Below are 25,161 nucleotides of genomic sequence, written 5' to 3'. Positions count from 1 at the left end.
GTTTTTCTCCTGATTTTTATTTTTCCTGTAATCTTTCTTTACCGCAGCAGCGCCCTCAGCCGCGCCAGCAGATTCTCCGCATTTTCCTCGCCCAGAATGACCTCCCGCGCCAGGATCGGCCGGTCGGTGATGATGTTATCGACGCCGATCATCTTCATTCGCTCCAGTTCACTCTTTTTATTGACCGTCCAGACATGAACCTCCTTACCACAGGCATGGACGCGCTCGACCAGCTTCCGGTTCGCTGAACTGGAGATCAGGCTGATAAAATCGATCGCATCATCCTCGTAATAGCTTCCATATGCTGCCGACAGGATATAGCCCGTATAAATATCCGAATCCGCCGCCTTCACCCGCTTTAAATAAGAAAGACTCGTCGATGTCACGACGCACTGTTCCACGAAATCATTCTCCCGGATACAGTCCACGACCTTTTCCGGCAGATCGCTCGACGCGCCGGCATATTTGATCTCGATGTTCAGCATCATCCGTCCCCTGACATATTCGATAACGTCCTCCAGCTTCGGAATCCGCGTCCCGCTGTACTGCTCCGAATACCAGCCACCGGCATCTACCTGCTGCAGCTCATCCCAGGAAAGCGATCGGATCGTCCGCCGCGTCCCGTCGATCCGCTCCAGAGTGCTGTCATGGAACAATACCAGCACACCATCCCGCGTCTCCTGCACATCCAGCTCTGCAAAATCCGCCATCTGATCGACCGCTGCCTCCATCGCAGGCATCGTGTTCTCCGGTGCGCTCGTCGATGCGCCCCGATGCGCTGTGAGCTGCACTTCCCTCAGCTGATCCGCCGCCAGCACATTGCCCCGGTAAAAAGCGTCGTACATTGCTCCGGCGCTCAATGCCGTCAGAAGTGCCAGCGCCGCCATCCGGTTGCGGCGGCTCATCCACGGAAGACCCGCATGTTCGCCAGCTTCAAACTTCCAGCGCTCTTTGTTCTGACGTTTCCGGTCCAGCTGCACATATAACACCGTCAATGCGCCATAATTGACCGACATCAGCGCGATGCTCATGAGCGGCATCAAAACCATCTCGATCCGGTCGCGCGCCTCTAAAACCAGAATCAATTCCAGACGCCGGTCCGCAAACCAGACAGCAAACACCGCCACAATCACAACCGCAATCAGATAGAGCACCACCGTTACCGCCGTAACTGCCAGATTGCACAAAACAAGCGTCCCAACTACCTGTACCCGATTACCGCGCAGCAGCTCCCTGCTTCGCAGAAATCCGCCCCGAAACGACCGCTGCTCCAGCATACAGCCAAAACAGATAAAAATCGTCGGAAGTGAAATCACAACCGCGCCAACAATCACGCCAACCAGTAAAAGCCGCCCCCAGTTCTCCGCCAGAAGCGCCGGAAGGATAAATTTGACCGCCTTCACATGGCATAACATACGGTAAATCAAAAATGAATGAAGCACCAGGCCGTGAACCGCCAGCACCAGAAACAACCTCAGATTCCGCTTTCGGATCTCTGATACCGTCAGACGGATGCCTGCCGCAAACATCGAAAAAGCGCTCATTTTCCGCGAGAGTGCCGCCGCCTGATATGCCGCCAGAAGTCCCGCCGCCTCGATGGAAACTCCCACCAGTAGGATCGCTGCCATCAAAACCAGAATCGCGATCGTAACCGGCCGCAGCAGGTAGGAAACCAGATTGCTGACCGTCACATAACTGTAGCCAGACGCGCGCACCGACAGCCGGAACAGCGCCGCCACTGCCTGCAAAAGAAGCGGCAGCGTGAGCAAACGGAAAGCCAGCTCAAACAGCAGAATATTCCCCCCATTTACCTGAACAATCTGCTTTGTCTCACCCATCCGCCTGCGTATCTTCATTTTCTTCGTCTCTTACTCTCCGGCTTCTTTCCGGTTCCCGGACGCAGCTTCCCCGCTCCGTTTCCCGTCTTTCGGCTCCTGCTCGTTCCCCGCGGGCACATCCTCCCGCTCTGCTTTCTTCATTTCCTCCGCCACTTTCGCAGCTTCCTTCTCCTTCGCCTGTTCCTCCGCAATCTTCGTGATCGCCTGATTCAGGGAAAACATCTTATTATCCAGCATATCCGCCATATCCGCGCAGGCTTTCAGTTCCTGCTCCAGATAATCCGGCGCATTTCCTTCAAATTTATAATAAATCTTGTGTTCCAGACTTGCCCAGAAATCCATCGCTATCGTCCGTATCTGGATCTCCACCTTCGTATCTACCGGACCATCGCTTAGATAAATCGGGATCGTCACAACCATATGGTAACTCTTGTAGCCGTTCGGCTTCGGATTCTTGATATAATCCTTCACCACCAGCACTGTCACATCCGACTGACGCGCGATCATCTCCGCGATCCGGTAAATATCCGGACTGAACGAGCAGATAATACGGATGCCCGCAATATCGCTCAGATGCTCAATCATGTTCGGGATCGTCACCTCATATCCACCGCGTTTAAGCTTCTTGACGATACTCTCCGGTGTTTTCAGGCGCGATTTGATGTGCTCGATCGGATTGTAATTATATAAATGAATAAACTCGTTATTTAAAATTTCAATTTTCGTGTTAATCGCTTTCAGGGCAGAATTGTACAGAAACATGACTGTCGTCCACTGGTCAAGCTGATTATACGTCTCAGGGATATTCAATTTTCCCTCTCCTTTACTGCTATTTAGTCAAATTTAAAGCCCTTTAACAGCTCGGCAAACCCGGTTGTCGCCTCGCCTGATTCATGATAATTAAATACTTCCTCTTCCGGCGCTTCGTCCGGCTCTACCTCTTTCATGCTGAGGCTTAGTTTGCCATTTGCGGTAGACAGGATTTTCACCGTCACTTTCTGTCCCACCTTTACGACTGCACCCGGATTCTCCACGCGCTTTTTACTCATCTGGGAAACGTGTACCAGTCCGCTTAAGCCATTTTCCAGCAGAACAAACGCGCCGTATGGCTTGATTGTCTCGACCGTTCCTTCCATAATCGCGCCGGTCTCACAGCGCGCAATCCGGCTCTTCTTCTCCGCATCCTGTTTTTCTCTCGCCAACTCTCTGCCGGACAGGACGAGACGTTTCTTCTCCTCATCCGCCTCAATCACCAGCACCGGAATCTTCTTTCCATTCCAGCTGTCCAGATCCTCGACATACGCTGCATCCAGTCTCGACGCCGGTATAAAGCCGCGCACGCCTTCCACCATCGCAACCGCACCGCCGTTTACGACCTCGGAAATAGTAACCTCAAGCGGTGTGCGCTCATCAAGCAGCTGACGGAAATGTTCCCACGTCATCCTGTCATTCGCCTCCTTGCGGGATAAAACGACATTGCCCTCGCCGTCGTCGGTCTGATTTACCGTTGCCGTGAGCAGGTCGCCCGGCTGAATCTCTTCTTTCATATTAAAATCCGGATCATTGCTCAGATTCTCACGGTCAATCACGCCCTGAGCAAAATATTTCAAATCCACCAGCACCTGGTCGTCCGTCACTGCAACAACCGTGCCAGTCACAATATCGCCCTCATGCAGACGCTTGAAAGACGCCTCCAGCTCCTCGGCATAGTCCTCCATTGTCTCTACCAACTCTTTATTCTCATCCATCCTGGTATTTCTCCTTTCCGTTCCTTCTACACTCTTTTGGGTGGCAAAACTCTATTGACTATTTAACCATATTCCACCCGATATTTCCAGAGTGAATTTGTGAAAATTATCTTAAAATCGATTCGCTACCGCCCGATTCACAGCCTCTGGTTTGCAAACATCCCACCGGAAACAAAAAACATACCTTGCTGAAACCGCCCGAAGTTTCCTATGCCACAAAAGACCGCACATGCCTGCGCCTGTGCGGTCTACGTTTACACACACTTCACATCACAGTTTACACGTTATGTAAACTGCAATGCAAATTCATTCATCCAACACCCGTCTCCGCATCTTTCTCCAATCCATGGTTCTTCTGCCAGAATGTCACACCGCCAACCAACACAAGTCCCAGAAGATCCGTCCATGCGCCCGGATCCATCATGCACAGACCGCCCACGATCAAAACCAGCCGCTCTACAACGGACAGCCATCCAAACAGAAAACCGTTAAGCGCCGCCGCAATCCCGAAGATACCGAGCAGCGAGGTGATGCAGATCTGCACAACCTGCAGTGCATTCGTGTCGATGAATACCATCGCCGGGTTAAATGCCAGAATATACGGCACGATAAAAGCGGCAACCGCCAGCCGCGTCGCATTGAGCGCCGTTTTCATCGGAGGCGCTTTCGCGATCGCGGAACCCGCATAAGCTGCCAATGCCACCGGCGGTGTGATATCCGCCACGATTCCGAAATAGAAAACAAAGAAATGCGCGCAGACCAGATTGATCCCGATCTCCGGTGCAATCAGAATCGGCGCACAGGTCGCCGCCATAATACAGTAATTTGCCGTCGTCGGAACGCCCATGCCAAGCACGATACAGCATAACATCGTCAGGAACAGCGCGATCAGCGGTTTTCCCTGGGAAACTGCCACAATTGCCGTGATCAGCTTCGATGCCAGACCGGTCGATGTGATACATCCAGCCACCAGCCCCGCCATCGCACAGGCAACCGCCACCGTGATCGTGCCGCGTCCGCCTGCCTCCAGCGCATCCACAATCTTTTTCAGCGTGATCCGGTTATTCCGGTTCAGAGCACCGACCGCAATCGCGGCAAAGATCGCTACCGACGCAGAAAACTGCATCGTAAATGTATTTGTCGATACCAGCACCACCAGCACAATCAACGGTGCCAGCAGATAGATCTGTTTCATCAGCACCCGCATCTGCGGCAGTTCCTCCCGCGGAATTCCACGAAGTCCCAGTTTCTGTGCCTCCAGATGCACTGCGATATAAATACCCGCAAAATACAGCACTGCCGGAAGAATCGCTTTCAGCGCCACCGTCGCATACGGCACGCCCATATATTCTGCCATCAGGAATGCTGCCGCGCCCATGATTGGCGGCATGATCTGCCCGCCGGTCGAAGCAGCCGCCTCCACTGCTCCGGCAAATTCCGGGCGGTAACCACATTTTTTCATCATCGGGATCGTGACCGAACCCGTTGTGACAGTATTTCCAACCGAAGATCCCGATACCATCCCGCAGAGCGCCGAGGAGATAACCGCCACCTTCGCCGGACCGCCCGCCGAGGAACCGCAGAGACAGTTCGCCAGGTCGATAAAAAAATTCGAGATCCCCGTCCGTTCCAGAAACGCCCCGAAAATGATGAAGACCACAATATATTTTGCACAGACATTGATCGGCGTATTCATAACTCCGCTCGTCGTGTAAAATAAATCATAAATAACCTTTCCAAAACGCACCGTCGCAAATGTATATACAAGCAGTGCACCGACTACACAGAGAATCGGGATTCCCACACAACGCCTGCAAAGTTCCATCAGCGAGAGCACCGCCAGAATCGCCATCAGCACCATAACCGGATTCTTCGTGACCCGCGTCGCCAGCTTAATGATCGCATGCGCGTTCGCCGCAAAATAGAAAAATGGAACCGCCCCCACTGCCATCAGAACCCAGTCGTACCACGGCATATGGTTGATGCGTCCGTCTCCCTTCTGAATCGGATAATGCAGATACCCGAGAATCAGAATCATTCCCAGAAACATCGACAACCGGATTTCCGGCAAGGCGGTACTGAAAAGCGTCACATAAATGCTGTAAACGGAAAATAATACCGACAGCCACCGGATGATCGATGCTGGTTTCCCCTGCCAGACGCGCGTGTTGGACTCGCGGTCATATTTTTTCATGACTAACTCAACATCCGCAGCTGTCCCTGTGTCCGAATCGCCCTTTTTCAGGCTTTCACGTTCCAGGTATTTTAGATCTGGTGCCCTGTTTTTCTTTTCCTTCCATTCACCCATTCGTATAACCCCCTTTCATACTTCATTTCTGGGTTTCCCCCTTATTTCACCGGCACCTCCATCCCTTTCTCTGCGAAATAATCCGCTGCTCCCGGATGATACGGAACCGCTGTGACCGAAGTGGCAAATTCAAGGTTCAGCTCCGCTCCCTTCGCATGCGCCGCCTTGATGGAATCCATATTTTCAAAGACGCCATAGCAGAAGTTATAGATATCCTCTGCCGGAACGTCATCGCGCGCCACTACTACCGCACCGACAGCCACCGTCCTGATATCCTCATCCGTTCCATACGCGGACGCTGGGATCGTGTTTTTGCTGTAATATGGCGATTCTTTAATCAGCTGATCCATATGCTCATCGTCCAGGCTGACGAGATACACATCCTTCGTCGCTGCCAGGGAGGTGATTGCGGTCGTCGGTGCACCCGCTACGACAAATGCCGCATCAATCTTGCCATCCTGCAGCGCCTCTGCGCTGTCCCCAAAGGATTGATACGTCGGATTTATATCTTTTTCGATATCCAATCCATATGCTCCCAGCACATCCACCGCATTATAATAGACGCCTGACCCCGCCGCGCCGACCGAAACATTTTTGCCTTCCAGATCGGCTACCGACTGAATCGACGGATCCAGCGTAACAATCTGCACCTGCTCCATATAGAGCGCCGCCACGGTCGAGAAATCAGCAACTTTTCCATATTCTTCAAAGAGATTCGTACCATTGTAGGCATATGCCATGACATCCGACTGCACAAATCCCAAATCCGCGTCATGTGCATCCAGCGCCTCGATATTTGCCTGCGAACCGCCCGATGTGATCGCCGTCACCGAAGTGCTGGTCGATTCCCCTATCTTTCCTGCAAGCACGCCGCCAAATCCATAATATGTACCCTGATCGCCTCCCGTCGTGAAAATAAGGCTGGTTCCGCCATCCTTTCCGCCCTTTTTCGTGTCTGTCACCTGCGCAGCGCCAGCCCCACTCTGACTTTCTTCCTGTCCGCCTGCTGTGTTACCGGCAGTATTCCTCCCAGCTTCATTTTTACCTCCCGCAGATGTCTCTGCCGATACTCCTGTCGTTCCGGTACTGCCGCATCCCGTCAGCGCCAGCCCTGCCGCCATCGCCATGGAAATTGCTACTGCCATGTGTCCCTGCATTCTCGTTTTTTTCGTCTTTTTTGTTCTTCTCATTCTCTCATTCTCCTCCCTGCTTGAACATTTACGTCTTAGATAGACTGTCAAAAATTACCATTACTATTTTATGTGTGGGAGGGAAGAATTATTCCTTGGCACGTTAGTGCCTTTTTGCGTAATAGGGAATTCCAAGGAATTTCCTATTACGCAAAAAAGACCGCTGAGCCGGACTTCCTGTCGCCAGGTTGTCCGAATCAGCAGTCTCTTTATGTAACTGCGTTATGCAATTATATTACTTATACATTCACTCCATATGGTATGGGGAACTACTGACTACCAGCAGATACCCTGAGCCATCATAGCGTCAGCAACTTTCTGGAAACCAACGATGTTAGCACCAGCTACCAGGTTGTAGCCTAAGCCGTATTTCTCAGCAGCTGCTGCGGAACCATCATGGATACCAGTCATGATCTGATGAAGTTTGGAATCAACTTCCTCTGCTGTCCAGCTGTATCTCTCGCTGTTCTGGCTCATCTCAAGACCAGATACAAGAACGCCACCTGCGTTAACAGCCTTGGACGGAGCTACTACCATGTTCTTCTGCTCCATTAAGAACTTAAGAGCTTCGTTGGTAGTTGGCATGTTAGCAACCTCGATGTAGTACTTAAGGCCGTTAGCAACCATCTTCTGAGCCTCTTCCATACGAACGTCGTTCTGAGTAGCAGCCGGCATAACGATGTCAGCCTTAACGCCGAACGGTTTCTCACCTGGGAAGAACTGTACGCCGAACTTGTCTGCGTAATCCTGAACTTTGTTACGTCCAGATGCTCTCATCTCCAGCATGTAGTTGATCTTCTCTTCAGTTACAACACCTTCCGGATCGTAGATGTATCCGTCCGGACCAGACAGGGTAACAGCCTTAGCACCCAGCTCAGCCAGTTTCTTGCAGATACCCCAAGCAACGTTACCGAAACCAGATACAACAACGCTCTTGCCTTTGATGTCATCGTTCTCATGTTTCATAACTGCTTCTACATAGTAAACAGCGCCGTAACCAGTTGCTTCCGGACGTACCAGAGAACCACCGAAGGACATTCCCTTACCAGTGATAGTACCGTTCTCGAATGCACCACGGATCTTTCTGTACTGGCCATACAGGTAACCGATCTCACGAGCACCTACACCAAGGTCACCAGCCGGGATATCTACGTCCGGTCCGATGTGACGATATAACTCAGTCATGAAGGACTGGCAGAATCTCATAACCTCTGCATCGCTCTTGCCGTTCGGGTCGAAGTCAGAACCACCCTTAGCACCGCCCATCGGCAAGGTTGTTAAGCTGTTTTTGAAAGTCTGCTCGAAGCCTAAGAATTTCATGATAGACAGGTTTACAGAAGGAGCGAAACGTAAGCCTCCTTTGTACGGTCCAATAGCGCCGTTGAACTGTACACGATAGCCACGGTTTACATGAACAGCACCGTTGTCATCAACCCACGGTACACGGAACTCGATAGTTCTCTCCGGCTCAACCATTCTCTCAAGAAGAGCAACCTTCTCGTACTCCGGATGTGCATCTACAACCGGACCCAGAGTGGATAATACTTCCTCTGCTGTCTGAAGGAATTCGGCTTCATGTGCGTTTTTCTCTTTGAGTTCTGCAAGAACTCTGTCAACATACTTGCTCATTGGATAATACCTCCTGATATGTATATAAGTTTGAATAGTTCACTGAACTATGGTTACCACAAATACTTGACGATGGTTTCATCAATCTTGTACATAATTCCCTCTGGTTCCAAATTGTTTTTGTGAACTTTTCTGTTTCTATATTGTATTATATATCATTTCTTCGTCAGAATCAAATAAAAATAGTGTTATAGATGTTATTATTATTTGCTTATGGAGTTATATTATTCCTGATTATAACCCGGGGATGGACAACGAATGTGCCAAAGCACATTCGGGCGCCTCGCGCGGTCGCTTGCAACATATTTCTGCTTCGTGTGAGTGCGCATCATTGGCACGTTAGCGCCTTTTTGTGTAATAGGGAATTCCAAGGAATTTCCTATTACACAAAAAAAGAGGCCTGCCGAAAAGCAGACCTCTTGAAATTCGCATCTATTAGCCCAGGAAGCTGATGAATCCTGTCAGGATAGTTGCGTTTACAAAGTCGATGAATAAGGAACCTACCAGCGGAACAACCATGAATGCAGTCGGAGCCGGACCATATACGCCGGTGATTGCCTGCATGTTTGCCATAGCGTTCGGGGTAGCACCCATACCGAATCCACAGAAACCACTGGTCATAACAGCAGCATCGTAGGATTTGCCAAGTACGTTGAATACAACGAAGTTTGCATAGAAGAACATAAGTACTGTCTGTGCAAGAAGCATAACTACCATCGGTACAGCCAGCTCAGCTAACTGCCACAGCTTCATATCGATCATAGCCAGACCCAGGAATACGGAAAGGGAAGCACCGCCCAGTGTGCTGATCTCTTCCATCGGGATCTCTTTGTTCTGAACATCCATGATGTTACGGATGATAGCACCAACTAACATTGCGCCGATGTAGAACGGGAATGTCATAAACTTGCCAAGGAACATGGATACGATAGTACCAGCACCGATAGCAACGATTAAGTACAGAAGACCATCAAGGATTCTAGCGGAATCGATTGCACCAGTCTCATCTGTCTCTACAGTCTCAGTCTTAGTAGCTGCCTCAGCAACTGCGGACAGTTTGTACTTACGGATCTTAGCAGTTGCAATAGGACCACCGATTACGCAGCCTGCAACCAGACCATAAGTAGCGGAAGCGATAGCTACAACGCTCGCATTTGCTACGCCTAATTCCTCAAGTAACGGTCCGAAGGAACCAGCAGTACCGTGACCACCTACCATCGGGATGGAACCGGTTGCCAGACCCAGACGAGGATCCAGACCAAATACGCTTGCCAGACCAGCACCCAGAACGTTCTGAAGAATTACCATAACAGCTGACAGAGCCAGGAATACAACTGTCTGAACGCCGCCCTTCTTCAGCATACGGAAGGATGCTGTGAAACCTACGCTACAGAAGAAAGCTACCATGAATACGTTTTTAAGTGTCATGTCGCAGGAAATTTCCAGAATGCCCATGCCTCTTACGATGGTATGAACAATTGCATAAAGGAAACCACCAACTACAGGTGCCGGAATACAATACCGACGAAGAATAGAAATTTTAGCTACCAGAACACGTCCCAGTAACAGTACAAGTGCCGCAACTGCGGTTGCCTGATACATATCAAGCTCGATTGTCTTCATACAACTACCTCCAACCTATTTTTTTTCTTGCTCGCAAGTGTATAATACTGTAGCCCCGACAAAAAACTACAAGATCCATCATAAAAACATAAAATTTTTATAACATTTTTTTAACTTATGATAAACAGATTGGAAAGTTTTGTAAATCTACCCGTTATACCTCACGATCTACCGCCAGCATCAGGCTGTCGATGAACTTTTTGATGCTGACTTTGCCGCCGTAACGGCGTTTACCGCGGATGTGATCCATCTCTGCCCGGATTTCCTCGAATGGGAACAGGGTGCTGGAGTATGCAGTAAAGGTTTCATTCATGAAATCCTCAATACCCAAATGTGCCAGGTTCGACATGCCGACCGCGATCGCACGGCGGACACGCTGCTCCATGTTCTTCGGCGCATCGCTCAAAAGCTCGCAGAGCTGACCGATGCTGACCTGGGAGATCGGGCGTCCGTTGTTGTGCAGATACTCGCAGATCCGAAGGATATCGTCGCCGCCCTTCTCGCCGGACATGCCAAGACGGTTTAAAATGTAAAGCACCTTTCTGCCGTAACCGTCATCTTTTTTCTTCTCCTTCGGCATATCCGCGATCTCTGCCATGAACATTTTCTTAATATTCGTCAGTGTTTTCTCATTCTTGATCTGCTCATCCACATTGCGGATGACCGATTTTACCTCAATGATATTGATTGGCTTGCTGATGAAGAACTCAACGCCCGCATCGTATGCCTTGCCGATCAATTCTTTCGCCGCCACCTGGGAAATCATGATGCATTTTGCCTTGCAGCCTCTTTCCCGCAGCTCACGCATGACCTGAACACCGTCCTTTTCCGGCATCAGAAAATCAATCAGAACCATATCCGGGTTCTTTGCCAGGATATCATCCACATCCGCCGGCTGTCCCTCTGAAGTTCCGCAGACGATTCCCAGATCATTATCTTCAATAATATCCTGCAGGACGCTGATCACTGACATATCATCTTCAACAATATAAATCTCCATTTACTCTATTTCCTCCAATTTCGCTATCGGTATCTCAATATGGAATTTCGTTCCTCTTCCCTCTTCCGAATCCACTGAAATACTACCTTCAAACTGCTCCTCTACCGCGTTTTTCACACCGCAGAGCCCGACGCCTCTATATATATTGCCGGTTTTTTCATCAAACTTCGTTGAATATCCCATATTGAAAATCCGTGGGAGATGTTTTTCTGAAATTCCCGGTCCGTCGTCCGCTACTTCAAACACATAATTACCATCTTTTTTGTACTCCCGAATCCAGATCATCCCACTTTTTTTCGTCGATTCGATCGCTTCCACCGCATTTCCTACCAAATTTTTGAGAATCGTCATAAGCTGGTAGTGTTCCTGCGTCATAAAATTGTCCCGGCAGTCAAACATCAGACGGATATCCAGCTTTTTCTCCGCCATGGTCCGGTAGGTGGATGATTCCAGAATCCGAAGAAGATCCTGCAGGCTCATCGTTTCCTCGTTCGACTCTTCCTCGATCGCCTCCTCAATGCCCTGAATGATGCGGATGTAATCTTTCTTGATCTCATGGACATCCCGCGCTATCTCAAGTCCCATCTGCTGCATTTCCCGTGGAAGATCCTTTTCCAGAATCTGCTCATAGAGCTTGTATGCATTGCTCATGACGCGCTCGATCTCCTCGGTGTTCTTATGCATCAGGTAAATCTCAGTCTTGAGTCCCGTTGTCATAAGAAATAACCGCTGATAACGGCTCTCATGATCCGCTTTCGTAAGAAGAAGCCGGTACTGCTGTTCTCCGATCAGTGCCAGTGCCACAAAAAGTGTGCGGACTGCAGCGATCATAAAAAGCTTTTGAATTATATCCGGTCCCGGCATCGCATTGTTTTTAAGAAGCGCCGCCAGGAAGTTTTCGAATATATTCGAGCATAAGTCACAGAAAAATGCCGCCGCAATCACATTTTCCAGATTCGCGATATGTTTATTCCGGATCTGCAGCTTGAACATCATGCCGTACACGATATAAAAGAATGCTCCGGGCATCGCAAGCTGTACCAGCATCTCGGATGGCATTCCCTGCAGATAATATATCACAATTCGGAATAAAAAAACAATGATCGACGTCACCGTACAGATCGTCATCGTGTGAATCTGGCTTCCGACTGTCATAATCAGCACCGGAAGCAGGATAACCGACGCTGACACACGGAAATTGTTGACAAATACGTTCCAATAAAGCTGCGAAGTTATCGCTATGATAAAACCTATCGCTAATGTTCGTCTCCAGGATTTCATTTCTGCCTTTCTCCCTCTTTAAACGGTACGATTTCACATGGCCTTTAGCCTGAGTAAAACAGTTTTTACATATTCATATAGTATACTTAGTTTCGTGAAATCTGTAAAGAATTTTATAGCAGATGTGAAACTCTCGTTACTGTTCACACACGTGTGCCCAGCAACGGGATTTTGCCGATGCTACGCATTCCAAATCGGCAAAATCTGCTGCCGGAACTGTATCGTACGGAATTTTCAGTTCAAAAAATTCCTACCTGTGAACAGTTACAAACTCTCCCAGTGACGCTGCCCTGCTTATAACCCCTCTTTACCTATATAATAACGTCTCCCGGATTCTCTCCGCAAACGCTTTCATCCGCTCCTCAATCCCCGGCAGCTGCATCGCTGCCCCGGCATTGTTTGCCGTCTCCATCATCGCAAACTGCCCCGGTAGATAGAAGGTTTTGTTCATATTTAACGCCGCGATAAGCTGTTCAGCCACGATATCGCTTCCGGAATAGCCCGACACAACCACCGCAAACAGCGCTTTGTCATAAAACCGCGTCGTCCGGAACAGCGAAGTCAGGCGGTTGATGAACGCAGTCAGGTTTGCCGACAGCGCATCGTTGTAATTTGGACAGAGCATCACGATCGCATCCGCCTCGCGGACCGCCGGATAGACATCCTCGACCATCACTCCACCGTAGAAACAGCTTCCCTGCTCGCCAAAATGCAGACACATCTTGTAAGGGCATCCGGCACAGTCGGAAAGCGTACCGTTTCGAAGCCCTATCTCCCTTATCTCCATCTCCGGGAGCTGTTCTTTCACCCGGCTCCAGATCGCATAGGTGTTGGAGGTCTTGTGGCTTGACGCGTGCAATACCAATACTTTCGGACATTTTTTCCTGACGCAATCCGTTCCCAGTACTTCTTTGACCAGCCCCGCCGCGCTCTCGCGGTATGCCCCCATCAGATCGGTTCCAAGATTATTGGAAACGATCGTGTAATTGGAAAGTGTCCGCGTGCCCTCGACGAGCGGGCGTCCCACGAACGCGCAGCCCGCACAGTTAGCGGCAAATACCAGATCCTTCGCCGCCGATTTGGAATAGAGGTCATTTTCACTGTCCACCAAAAGTCCGCCGACAAAACCGTTCAGAAAATCCGGATGTTCCCGCAGGAAACGAATCAGACGGTAAAGCTCCAGGTTGATGCCAGATGTGCCAAGCGGCACGGCAAACAGGATACGTCCCTGGACTGGATTTTTTTGATTCTGTGTCTTCTCCAGGCACCTCCATCGGTTTACATAATCTTCAAAAGCACTGATTTCCGTCGCTGTCTCGTAGGCGTAGCCGTCCAGCGCATAGGATAACACCTCCGAAAGGCGCGCATCCGCGCCTTTTTCCTCCTCGCGCAGATGGACGAGGAGGAGAGGCATTTCTTCTATATAGATATCTCCTTCTGAATTTGAATGAATCATTTATTTTCGCTTCCTTCCTGCGATAAAACTCATCAATCACACAATCTTTTTCAGATTTTCCTCCGCCGTCACAATCCGCTCATACAGCGCATCCGGCAGTGGCAGGATTTCTGTTTCCAGACCGTATTCAGTATAACGGTTTTTCACGCCCATGAAGATGCCGCCCATGAATACGGAACCGCAGTGCCATTCGCCGCGCATCATCAGAATCAGGGAGATCGCGCCGGAGGAATATGCCGGTGCGATAAACGGCTTGAAACCGATCGCACGCATATGCAGGTTTGCCGTTACCGTCAGCTGGGTCAGTTCTTTTGAAAGCGCATCGTTGTAATTTGCAATGGAATCTGCGATGACGAGATCCTGTCCATGCGGTCCGAAGGAACGCCCCTCAATCAAAAACTGTGAAAACCGCCCGTCGCGCTTCGCATAATAAGCCGCGCGCGCATTCATAACGCCGAGTCCGAAGCCCTGTACCTGTTCCGGGCGGAGTCCCTTTAAATCAAGGATGCCGTTTTCGTCCTTGTTGCTCTCCAGCCATGCCGTCTTTGCCAGCGGGTCAACCGGATCGGAGACAACGGCAAATAAGCCCTTGAAATGCTCGGCTCTCGCCTGTCTTGCATACTGCGCAACGATCTTGGAGTTATTTTCAAACTGGTACATCCGCACATCTTTGACGCCAGAACCAACCGGCGGGATTCCCTTAGAAGCGACAAATACAAATACATCGCATTGGAAGAGGTCTTCCGGTTTTACCACATCGACCTCCGGCAGCGCGTCATACGACCATGGGTAGGCAATCTGGTTTTCCTCAAATTCCCAGCGTGCGGTCACTTTATCGGAAATATCACAGATGCCGATCGAACTGATGCAGTCGCCGCCCAGAAGATGAAGCCCGGTCAACAGCGTACTTCCGACATCGCCGATCGCCAGAACATGGACTCTTTTCTTCGTTTTCTGCGGTTTTTCTGCCAAAATAGCCTCAAAATCCGGATGCTGGCGGTTGACTGCGCGCATCACGCCCTGAGCGATCGCGGCTTTGACTGCCTCGTCAAGCTCACAATTCTTGTTTGCCGCCTGCACCTCCAGCTTCCGGCTGCTCAGCCAGGAAACATTCTCTGCCTCCTGGAATAAAAGCAGCGGCGAGTTTACCTTAAAAGAATCTCTTCCGGTTCCCGGCTCGCGCTCGAATAAGAATGTGAGCGGCGTGCCCGGGTGCGGCATTTCTGCCTTTTCGTATGATAAATTTCCATTGAAGGAACAACAGATTTTATCTCCAATTTTATAATAGTACATATTGTATACCCCCTGCTCTTTTTGATATCTTATATGATATTATTTTGCGTTATTTGACATAATTTCTCACTTCCGCGTCCGATACAGCATCTCCAAATCATTTTCCAGATACACCGACGCTGCCAGATTCGGATCGTAGCTGACACACTCGCCTTTATCCGGGCAGAGCGGCAGGATGACCGCTTCAGACAAGCGGCTTAAGGTCAGGTTTCTCGCAAACAGCGCCCGGTACTCGGATTCGAGCACCAGAAGAATGTTGCGCGCGTTGCGGATGCAGCACGCGGAGAACTCAAACGCGGCTTCCGGCGTACTTCCCTGTACCGGCGGTGCGGCATACGGCAGGATCATATTGATCGACGGCGTCAGTCCCGCCACCTTCACGGTATCGCGGCGCACCGTATCGCCTCCGATGAACGGGTACAGTGTGGACTCAACAAACCAGTTCCGCAGATTCGGAATATAATAAATACTGTCTACCGGCACGCCCTTCGTCGCCATCGTGTCGCGTCCGTAGCCTGAAATCATACCTAACACCAATTTTTTGATTTCCACGCCCTCTTCGCGCAGCATCGGTTCCAATGCCTCGAAACGTCCGCCGTGATGCAGCAGATCATCCACCAGAATCACCGGGCGGTCAAAGGACTTGATAGCCTTGATCTGGCTTCGCAGCGGCGAATAGTACGGGAATGCTTCGATCGACTTCTCTTTCAGCTCCGGATCGTACACTTTATCCGTATGCAGCGTCTTCGTCACCGTATTCGGAATAACTTTTCCACGCAGGATCTTGCCGAACGGCACGCACATCGCCCCGCCGAGGCGTCTCGGCGTCACTGGGTCACGCGGCACACCATTTAACGCCGTGATCCGTTCCACCAGACGATGGTAAATCACGCTCGCAGACATCGAAAGAACCAGCTGTCCCGGATAGAAGCGCGTCATCGCCATCTGCAATTCCCGATGCGCCTTGTAGATCGCATCCAGAACGCGCGGATTGCTGGAAAATGGTTCTTTTAACGTTGTTTCCAGATTCTGCACTAATACAAGCGGCGCATGCATATCGACCAGATAGAGCGGCGCGTCTTCCGGGGATTCCGGCGCCTTCACAAAGCCCTGGCGGACCACCGCCGACAGCACGCGCTCCGGGCAGTAGCCGTCTGCCGGGAAGAAAAGTGCATAGCCGCATTTATACTCAAAGGACCGTGCGATCGCCTCGGTTAAAAGCAGCTGTTCCGCGTCGTTGATCATCGGGTCGCGCTCGACATAGATACCCGAAATCAGAAGAATCTCACCGTAGGTATGGCGGCGCACCTGATCTGCCAGACTGACCTGTCCCAGAACGGCAAACAGCTCATCCGGCGCCAGATAACGAAGCCGTGCCACTCCGACCAGCCGGTTTTCCTGCACGGTATTCCTAAGAAGCAGCAGCCGGTCGCCCGACTCCTTCATCGAATTCAACAGGTTCTCCCGATCTTCTTCGTCCTGCAGAACAAAATTCGAAATTTCCGCCAGAAGCATTTCATCCGGCGTTTCCACCTCCTCATAGGAGATCGCACGCGCACGGATATATGGTTTATATTCCGGCTCCCGCAGATACAGGCCATTGTAATAGATATATTCCTGCACAGACGGGTCAATCAGGTTCGAAATATCCCGGTTCAGATCGATATTTTCACGAATTCTCGTCGAACTGATGTCCTCCAGATGCTCCGGAAGCTCCAGCTCCACAACCTTGCCGCTGATCTGATCCATCATCTGACGGTTGTATTTATTGTCCGACTTGACATCACCCACGCGGCGGAACGCGATGTGGTTCATCGAATGAATCGAATTTTTGACCGGTTTCTTCTTATAAGAAGAGGCATTGGCAATGACATCGCTGCCGACCACGATATACAGCTCTTTTCCGGAAAACACCTCTCTCAGGCGTTTCAGATCCGCCGGATTGGCAATATTGACCGGAATCTCATCCGGGAACAGGTTCACATGGAACTCATCCGCCACCGACATACTCACAATCTGACGGCGGATCAGATGCGGCTGCGCCTTTTTCGACCAGGAAAATTCATCGACCGCCAGAAACACCTCATAGCCGCGGTCGCGGATCTCGCGGACAATCTCCTTGTGTGACAGCGTAAACGGGTCAAATGTGCCTGGGAAGAATGCCACCTGGTTCCGCTCTTTGATCTCTAAATTGCCCTCGGTCATATGGTACTGCGTGATGAACCGGTAAATATTAGAAAGGGACGCCGCACGATAAAATGCCGTCAGCTCATTTCCCTTATTTTCATTGAATAAGAACAGCATCTTGCGGAAGGACAGGGCGAACAGCTCTTTTTTCTCCCGGCACTCCATCCAGGATGAGCCGAAGACGGTCTGCCCCAGCACCAGCATCGCCTCCTGGCGCACCGACTCGCGGTAATTCGCCAGACCGCTGAGCAGGATGCCAAGCAGACGTCCGCGCCGTTCCTCGCATACCTCTTTTTCCTCCGCAAAGCGTTCTGGGTAGCATGAATACCGTTCCAGCAGCACGCCGACCGTATCAAGCGCAACCGAGACTATCTGGTCGTTTGCATTTGCCATCATGCCATGCAGGTAGGAAACGATCTCCTCCAGCTGTTCCGGCGGCAGCCACAGCGCCGCCTGCCCCAGATACTGCGGAATATATTTAGAAAATTCGTACTCACCGACTTCCAGCCCCTTCATCAGCTCAACCACGATCTCATTTCTCTGATCCGGTGTCAGAAGCCCGATGATGCGAAGCAGGGCGGTTCCGGCATCATGGCGCACGATCACGTGCTCGCTGACTTTTACAAGGTTTGAGAGATGCGCTGCGATATGCAGCATATGTTCCTGTTTACCATGCGCGATCTGATCGACGAGCAGCTTGATATTGGCCGACTTGATGACCCACGGCGTCGCTGTTTTGAGGTTATCCAGGAAAATATCGGAGACAACGTCGCGGTCATACAAAAGTTCCTGTTCTCTCGCCGTGTCCTCTCCGAGGTTACTTAACACGCGGTATTTGAGGAAGGTCATCGTGATATTGTCCTCAACCTGCGCCGCCCTCACGCACACGCCGATCTCAGCACAGCACGGATGATCCGGCTGGTACGCCGTCAGAAGCTTGAAGGCGCGCCACGATGCGATCCGCACATCCGGTTCCCCGCTCTGCGACTCAATCAGGGCAAATTTTGCGATTTTCCCCAGTTCCTCTTCGCTCAGTTTATCAAACGGCATGAAATGCACCGTATCCAGCAGGGAAAATGCCTCGCCCGGATCCAGCTCCTTTGCCCGGTCATACCAAACCAGAAATGCCTCCAGAAATTCCCGCAGATCCCCCGGCGTCGCATGATCAACCACCGATGCCAGCACATTTTTCAGGTGATAACGGATGCGCCGTTTCTGCTGCAGCATCAGCTTGTGATCCGGTCGGATGATCATTTCCAGATATTGCTTCCAGATCTCCATCACACGCTCCTCGGCAATATCCGGCATGCCCGCCGGGCGCTCCTTGCGGTAACCGGCGTTGAACTGCGCGATCACGTGTCCGATCAGCCTCGCCGCCTGCGCGCGGATGTCGCCCTCACGGTGCATCAGAAGCTCATATAAAAAGCCCAGCGTCTGCTCTTTCTGTTTGTCGTTTGTGTATGTAAAATATTCACGGAAAATGTTTAAGTATGCGCGGACACTCTTCCAATCCTTCTCGCTGCGCGCCGCCTCGAGGAGATTGCCAAACTGGCGTTCCGCCCCCATCTGATGCATAACGCGGATATTATGCTCGATACCCATGAAAACGAGGGACTGCACCGTCTGCTCTGCATTCCGAAGGGAAATATCCGGCAGCACCTCCGGCTTTTTCGGGTGTCCATTCAAATCCACATCCACACCGAGAGACCGCATATAATCCTCAAAATCATGCAGTTTGGAATAAACAAAGCGGTAACGGTTTAATTTGACCTCGTCCACGTTGTCGAGTTTCGAGAGGATGACGTTGAACGCCTCATCCAGATTAGAAATGTAGGTAATCTCGCGCCCGTCATCGCCGCGGCTCTGTTTTACACGGAAATCGGCATAGATCAGCACCAGGGATTCAACCGACAGGTTTTCCGGTTCCAGATCCCAGGTCGAATGGTTCGCCGCGATATGGCCGATGTATTCCATCGAATGGTTGTTGAACCACTGGTTTGTATAATAGTAATGAAGATACGGAACCCGCTCATTCGGCTTGCAGCCGAATTTGCCGAGATCATGACCTGCTGCTGCCCCCGATGTCAGCGTCAGATCAATCGGAACACCCGCCGCGTAAAGCCCCCGTGCCACCGTCATCGCGACATAATGCACGCCCGCGATGTGCTCCAGCGTCCGAAACGGCGTCACCTCCGCATTGAGGCGCATCATCTCATAGATGTATTCCTGTGCGAAAAACTTCTTGAAACGGCTGTATTCTGCCGCGCACTCAAAGCTTGAAGCTTCCTCATCATCCAAAAATGCAAAGTCCTCCATCGGTTTGTACGGAAGCACCGCCCGCTCGCGGTCAAACACGAACTGAAGCACTGCCAGATAGAACTCCGCACCGGCGGAAAAAGCGGCATTTTCCTTCTTAAACTCCGCATCCGGGTAGAGAATATGGCACACATACTGGTAGGTAAACTTCATCCAGCCCTCTTCCGGCTCATGCCCTAAAAGGCTTAAGGGTTCCTCACAGATCTCGTAGACCGCCCGGCAGGAAATCCGCTTTTTGATCGGGAAAATATGGGCAAACTGCTCCTCCCAGTGTTCCTTGTTCATGAGCATCATGACATTTTTCCGGCTCAGTCCCGACCGGTCTAAAAAGTCTTTTTCACAAAGGCGCTCGGCCAGTTCCGCCGCCGCCTGACGTACCTCTTTTTTACTCATCCACATTCCTCGCATTCTCTGGCTGCCTCAGACGGTTCCCGGCTATGCAGAAAACATCTGAATCATTGCAAATGTTCTTTGAATCTAAAATTTTATAATACTAGAATTATACCACCTGGTGGGGAAGTGCGCTATACAAAATAACGGATAATTCATCGCCATACGGCACAGTAAAACAACAAAAGACGCCTACAAAAATGCAGATAGCTCATCTACCTTCCATTTCTGCAAACGTCTTTATTTTTACAAGTCAATCATTTTATGGCTGCTCTTTTTGAACCTCCGGAATCTCAACCCCCAGCTGTTTCGCCATCGCATCCGCGATCACCTGATGATCGTCCCAGTGTTCCATGCCGGATACCATCACATAGGCAAAAGGACGGCTTCCATCTCTCATGAAAACCGGGATGCAGCCGCCGCACACGAAGAAGTTCTCCTCGCGCACTTTCCAGGATGCTTCCAGTTCTCCGGCTCTCGATGCCGTCAGCGCCCGCAGCGAGCTCATCCCCGTGAGCCGCGATGCTGCCAGCTTATTGGTCATCCACCAGTCTGCTTCCAGCGTCGCGCCCTCCATCTTGTAGGCAAAGACGGTCGTCTCGTCCTCCACGATGCGGACAGCGACCGAACCGTGATATTTTTCCCCCGTGATCTCTGCAATCAAAAGCCCCAGCTCAAGCGCCTGTTTCCGGGTAAATGTGTCGTAGCGAAGTACGGATTCCTGCTGTTTCAGAATCTCATTCCACTGTTCTTCGGTGTAGAAATTCTTCATGTGTTCCCCTCCTGTGTCGGTTTGTTTTCCCCTTGTGAATCAGGTTATGATCCCCCAGGGTTCATTATATCATACGTATTCTCACCCGTCCACTCACGAACCCGCGCTATCGCGCTCTACCGCCCTGCTTCGCATGGCTGTTCGTTCGTTAATGGCGCAAGAAAAGAATATGTCTGCTTCGCAGCCGCATTCTTTTCTCCTGCGCTCATTATATTTTTTCATGAATACAGCTGTAAACACATTGGAATTTCATTTTGACTCGGCTTCATAAGGTATTTAGATAGATACCCGGTGTTTTTCCTTCGTATGTATCTTTCTCACTAAATGTCTCATCCAGCACCCAGCGGACCTTGACTTCCTTCCAGTTTTTATCGGTTTTCGTCCCGTCCGCACCCTCCAGCATTTTTTCCAGACCTTCAATGTCGGTCGATTTTTCGGTCCGCATCCAGCTTCCGTCCTCTCTCCCGCTGGGTGAGCCACAGCTCTGCTCGATCTTCGGCAATCTTCTGGAAAATGCCCTCGACGCCTATCGGGAATGTACAGACAGCGCGCCGTTTATCCGCATCTGCGCCCAGGAGGATGCCGGTCACATCGTGATCGCCGTTGACAACACCTGCTGCCATCCGCCGATCGAGGAAAATGGGCGGTTCCGCTCGACCAAACATGACGGCTTCGGCACGGGAACCGCCTCCATCCGTTCGATCGCCGAGCGGTACCAGGGTCTGGTGGATTTCCGGTATGAGGACGGGATCTTTTATGCATCTGTGATGTTGAACTTTGATGCTAAACCTTCATGCGCCTGGCAGTCAGGTGTGCCCCACAAATGAAAGCTCTGGCAGGCGCATTGGGCATCCCTGAATCCATGCCGCCTAATCGGCGGCAGAATTTTCATAGTAAAATTTTTCACGGAAATCCTTGAAAAAAGATTGACTTTCATCGTGTCAGGACGCATAATATAAATAATAATCATTATCAATATTATTTAGAAGGATTGGAGTGTCGCTTATGAAAACCTTAAAATACAGCCGTCAGCGCGAATCGATCAAAGCCTGCCTGATGAGCCGGAAGGATCATCCGACCGCCGACGCCCTTTACACCAGCATCCGGGAACAGTTTCCGAATATCAGCCTTGGAACCGTTTACCGCAATTTAAACCTGTTAGTTGAGCTGGGCGAGATCCGGAAGCTGTCCTGCGGCGACGGCACGGATCATTTCGATTATGATACATCCCCACATTACCACTACGTCTGCCGCCAGTGCGGACGGGTCATGGATATTCCGATGGAAGCAACCAAGGAGCTGGAGACAGCCGCCAAAGAATTTGCGCCGGGAACGATCGATGACCATACCGTGTTTTTCTATGGGATATGCGATGAGTGTCTGAAAGGGGAAAAACACTAATATAGAAGCGGCTGATTTTGTATCGGAACAGACGGGACCAAATGAGCCGCTTCCCGATTTCTGCCATGCGCTGACCGGGTATGAATACATCACCAGCGAAAAAGTTCTGAGAATATCCAGGTTATCGATAAAAATGAAAAAAATAAGAATTATTTCTATTTTTTTATTGACAAACACAGGAATCTATGATATCTTAATATCAGTAATCATTACTGATTTCATTTAAGCCAAATAAACGATTTCGTTTTAAAAGCTCCTATGAAACAGAATGGTTGCAAGCAACTTTACTATCTATTTATTGTTTCTATAAAACACGAAATTAAAAATTTATTTTAGAAAAGGAGAATTGACTATGAAGAAATTTGTCTGTACAGTATGTGGTTACGTATACGAGGGTGAGGCTGCTCCGGAGAAATGTCCAGTATGCGGCGCTCCGGCTTCCAAGTTCAAAGAGCAGTCCAGCGAGATGAGCTGGGCAGCTGAGCACGTAGTTGGTGTGGCACAGGGTGTCAGCGAGGATATTCTCGAAGATTTAAGAGCTAACTATGAAGGCGAGTGCAGAGAAGTTGGTATGTACCTGGCGATGGCACGTGTAGCTCACAGAGAGGGCTATCCGGAGATCGGTCTGTACTGGGAGAAGGCAGCTCACGAAGAGGCTGAGCACGCTGCTAAGTTTGCAGAGCTTCTCGGCGAGGTTGTAACTGATTCCACCAAGAAGAACCTGGAGATGCGTGTAGAGGCTGAGCACGGCGCAACCGAAGGCAAATTTGACCTTGCAAAACGTGCGAAAGCTGCTAACCTGGATGCAATCCATGACACCGTTCATGAGATGGCTCGTGATGAGGCTAGACATGGCAAGGCATTTGAGGGTCTGTTAAAGAGATACTTCAACTAATCTGAGTGAATGAATGGACAGCGCATTACGGCGCTGGTGAATAAAAGAGAACTGATAAGGGCGTGTGAAAATAGGAAATTCCATTTTCACACGCCCTGTTTATTTTATGCAGATTTGTTTTATGTCTCTGTTCAAAAAGACGCCAAAATCTTATCTACCGTCTCCTTCTCCATCTTCCCAATCGGAATCATCTCCGCCGGTACGTCCTCATATGGCAGCAGCGCTTTCTCATACCAGGTAACATCGTGCCATTTTCCGCTCTTATAACCGGTATTTTTGCACACGCCCATCGTCCGGAATCCGCATCCGTTATGCATCGCATCGCTCTTCACATTCGGACTTGTCACCAGACTGTAGACGGTGTGGACGCCCTGCGCCTTTAAAAGCTCTAAAAGCACCAGAAGCATCCGTTTGCCGATGCCCTTCGATGTCACCCGACTGTCCAGATATTCAGAAAGTTCCGCATTCCAACGGTACGCCGCGCGCTCAAGCTGCTTATGCCCATATGCATAGCCAATGATTCTGCCCGTTTTATCCTCGCAGACAATCCACGGATACTCCGCCGTGATCGCCCGGATGCGCTCCTCAAATTCCTCCAGAGACGGCAGCTCCGTCTCAAACGTGATCGGCGTGTCCATATATTGTGCATAAATTTCCAGTATCGCAGGTGCATCGGCGATGGCAGCCAGACGCAGGCGGCAGGATGTATGGTCCATAAACTGGTTCCTCCCTATCATTTTCGGTCATTTTTCCTTTACAGGCAACTATATATGAATCTTCCCGTTTCGTCAACTATTCGCAACCGGATTCATGCCTGCCCGTGAACCCCTCAATCCACCAGCTCATTCTGATGCCTCGACAAATGCTCATACGGCAGAATCAGCCGCCCCCGGTACAGCCCGCAGCCGTCATTGACCAGGTCATTGTTGATCGCCGAAAACATATTGACATCCACTTCAGCTAAATTGAGCGATACCAGGCGCTGGCAGCGTTCATATGCCTCATCAAAATAAATACATGCACCTTCCGGTATCTCATCCCGCCTGGCCCGCTCGCCCTCTTGGCGCTTTTCATAGCTTAAATGATTTGCCACGCCGATCTCCGCGATATCGTCCATGTGCTTCGTGCGAAGCTGTACCTCCACATAGCTTCTGGAACAATTATCATAAAACGTAATATGCAGAGACTGGTAATCATCCGAACTATTTCCGCAGACATAATCACGGTAGTACGGTCTGACTTCCTCATCCATCAGCAAAGAGGTGCTCTCCTTAACCCCATATGCCGGTTCCGCCGTAAACCCGCGTTCCTCCAGAAATCCCGGAAGTTCATTCGCAATCTGGTAGAGGTACCGGATATCTGCCTCCTGCTGCGATTCCCCCGGTTTCAGGTAACACTTCGGCAGTGAAATCACGATCCGGTACGCGATCAGGTCGCGGAAACAGCTCAATCTCTGCTTCAAATCGGAGATCGACGGAAATGCCTTATGTTCCGTATAACAGTCATAAATATATTCAACGATATATCCATTAAATTTCGCCTCCGAGCGGATCAGCGACTTGATTCTTCCCTTAAAATTAAATGCCAGAAGCGGATATTCCTTTGCCATATGGATATAAAATTCCCGGATCTTCTGTGACTGGGCAGTCAGGAAATCGTTGTGTTCCAAAAGTTCCCGGATCTGAATCAGGAAATTTGCATGTATCAGGTCTATCTCATTGTTTGTCTGTTTTGCCTCTGTTTTCAAATCCCGGCTGTAATTCTTTAAAATCTTAAACATCGTATCGCCGGAATACAGATAATCGTTTAAGGTCACCATGGTCCTCACCTCCCT

The 25,161-nt window shown here is 50.3% G+C and carries 19 protein-coding genes; 3 read left to right on the top strand and 16 right to left on the bottom strand.

Annotated features, from left to right (window positions below; all coding sequences use genetic code 11):
- Positions 1-38 precede the first annotated feature (38 nt).
- The 14 genes from DWX68_RS09450 to DWX68_RS14540 all read right to left on the bottom strand — a co-directional run bounded on the left by DWX68_RS09450 (position 39) and on the right by DWX68_RS14540 (position 21,476).
- Complete coding sequence (locus tag DWX68_RS09450) at positions 39-1,856, bottom strand: glycerophosphodiester phosphodiesterase family protein (protein WP_107000637.1); 1,818 nt, start codon at positions 1,854-1,856, stop codon at positions 39-41.
- Between the two features lie 12 nt (positions 1,857-1,868).
- Positions 1,869-2,600, bottom strand: a complete 732-nt coding sequence (locus tag DWX68_RS09445; RefSeq protein WP_337411586.1) for a GTP pyrophosphokinase family protein — start codon at positions 2,598-2,600, stop codon at positions 1,869-1,871.
- Between the two features lie 71 nt (positions 2,601-2,671).
- A complete protein-coding gene (locus DWX68_RS09440) occupies positions 2,672-3,586 on the bottom strand; it encodes a S1 RNA-binding domain-containing protein (RefSeq protein WP_118629211.1) in 915 nt (304 codons plus the stop codon).
- Between the two features lie 310 nt (positions 3,587-3,896).
- Positions 3,897-5,894, bottom strand: a complete 1,998-nt coding sequence (locus DWX68_RS09435; RefSeq protein ID WP_182426688.1) for a TRAP transporter permease — start codon at positions 5,892-5,894, stop codon at positions 3,897-3,899.
- A 41-nt stretch (positions 5,895-5,935) separates the two neighbouring features.
- Positions 5,936-7,084 (bottom strand): TAXI family TRAP transporter solute-binding subunit, encoded by a 1,149-nt coding sequence (locus tag DWX68_RS09430; RefSeq protein ID WP_233430208.1) that lies wholly within the window; start codon positions 7,082-7,084, stop codon positions 5,936-5,938.
- A gap of 276 nt (positions 7,085-7,360) precedes the next feature.
- On the bottom strand, positions 7,361-8,713 hold the full coding sequence (gene gdhA, locus DWX68_RS09425) for an NADP-specific glutamate dehydrogenase (protein WP_118629209.1): 1,353 nt from the start codon (positions 8,711-8,713) through the stop codon (positions 7,361-7,363).
- 435 nt (positions 8,714-9,148) lie between these two features.
- Complete coding sequence (gltS, locus tag DWX68_RS09420; RefSeq protein WP_118469477.1) at positions 9,149-10,336, bottom strand: sodium/glutamate symporter; 1,188 nt, start codon at positions 10,334-10,336, stop codon at positions 9,149-9,151.
- A gap of 154 nt (positions 10,337-10,490) precedes the next feature.
- A complete protein-coding gene (locus DWX68_RS09415; RefSeq protein ID WP_117796260.1) occupies positions 10,491-11,336 on the bottom strand; it encodes a DNA-binding domain-containing protein in 846 nt (281 codons plus the stop codon).
- Positions 11,337-12,617 carry an ATP-binding protein gene (locus DWX68_RS09410; RefSeq protein WP_107000642.1) on the bottom strand — a complete coding sequence of 427 codons (1,281 nt, stop codon included), beginning with the start codon at positions 12,615-12,617 and terminating at the stop codon, positions 11,337-11,339.
- Between the two features lie 307 nt (positions 12,618-12,924).
- Positions 12,925-14,073, bottom strand: coding sequence for an NAD(P)H-dependent oxidoreductase (locus DWX68_RS09405; RefSeq protein ID WP_243027677.1), 1,149 nt, complete (start codon positions 14,071-14,073; stop codon positions 12,925-12,927).
- 36 nt (positions 14,074-14,109) lie between these two features.
- Entirely contained in the window at positions 14,110-15,366 is a 1,257-nt protein-coding gene (locus tag DWX68_RS09400; protein WP_118629207.1) for a lactate dehydrogenase, read from the bottom strand.
- Positions 15,367-15,432: 66 nt separating this feature from the next.
- Positions 15,433-20,262: a cytidyltransferase-related domain protein gene (locus DWX68_RS09395; RefSeq protein WP_118629218.1), complete on the bottom strand. Its 4,830-nt coding sequence runs from the start codon at positions 20,260-20,262 to the stop codon at positions 15,433-15,435.
- 259 nt (positions 20,263-20,521) lie between these two features.
- Positions 20,522-21,031, bottom strand: a complete 510-nt coding sequence (locus tag DWX68_RS09390) for a heme-binding protein (protein ID WP_107000644.1) — start codon at positions 21,029-21,031, stop codon at positions 20,522-20,524.
- A gap of 265 nt (positions 21,032-21,296) precedes the next feature.
- Entirely contained in the window at positions 21,297-21,476 is a 180-nt protein-coding gene (locus tag DWX68_RS14540) for a hypothetical protein (RefSeq protein ID WP_118471376.1), read from the bottom strand.
- Here DWX68_RS14540 and DWX68_RS09385 point away from each other — a divergent pair.
- The 3 genes from DWX68_RS09385 to DWX68_RS09375 all read left to right on the top strand — a co-directional run bounded on the left by DWX68_RS09385 (position 21,451) and on the right by DWX68_RS09375 (position 23,327).
- Positions 21,451-21,858 (top strand): ATP-binding protein, encoded by a 408-nt coding sequence (locus DWX68_RS09385; RefSeq protein WP_118629205.1) that lies wholly within the window; start codon positions 21,451-21,453, stop codon positions 21,856-21,858. The genes DWX68_RS14540 and DWX68_RS09385 overlap by 26 nt on opposite strands.
- A gap of 178 nt (positions 21,859-22,036) precedes the next feature.
- Positions 22,037-22,432, top strand: a complete 396-nt coding sequence (locus DWX68_RS09380) for a transcriptional repressor (protein ID WP_107000649.1) — start codon at positions 22,037-22,039, stop codon at positions 22,430-22,432.
- A 352-nt stretch (positions 22,433-22,784) separates the two neighbouring features.
- On the top strand, positions 22,785-23,327 hold the full coding sequence (locus tag DWX68_RS09375) for an NADH peroxidase (RefSeq protein ID WP_118482569.1): 543 nt from the start codon (positions 22,785-22,787) through the stop codon (positions 23,325-23,327).
- A 131-nt stretch (positions 23,328-23,458) separates the two neighbouring features.
- Here the strand turns inward: DWX68_RS09375 and DWX68_RS09370 are convergent, their stop codons facing one another.
- The gene (locus tag DWX68_RS09370; RefSeq protein ID WP_118629203.1) at positions 23,459-24,043 is read right to left on the bottom strand and encodes a GNAT family N-acetyltransferase; all 585 of its coding nucleotides are present in this window, start codon (positions 24,041-24,043) and stop codon (positions 23,459-23,461) included.
- A gap of 113 nt (positions 24,044-24,156) precedes the next feature.
- The gene (locus DWX68_RS09365; protein ID WP_117796270.1) at positions 24,157-25,146 is read right to left on the bottom strand and encodes a guanosine polyphosphate pyrophosphohydrolase; all 990 of its coding nucleotides are present in this window, start codon (positions 25,144-25,146) and stop codon (positions 24,157-24,159) included.
- Positions 25,147-25,161 lie beyond the last annotated feature (15 nt).

It is taken from the genome of Clostridium sp. AF20-7 (genome assembly GCF_003479275.1).
Taxonomy (GTDB): domain Bacteria; phylum Bacillota; class Clostridia; order Lachnospirales; family Lachnospiraceae; genus Otoolea; species Otoolea fessa.
The sequence above is the reverse complement of the archived record's forward strand: the minus strand, read 5'-3'. Positions and strand labels throughout refer to the sequence as shown.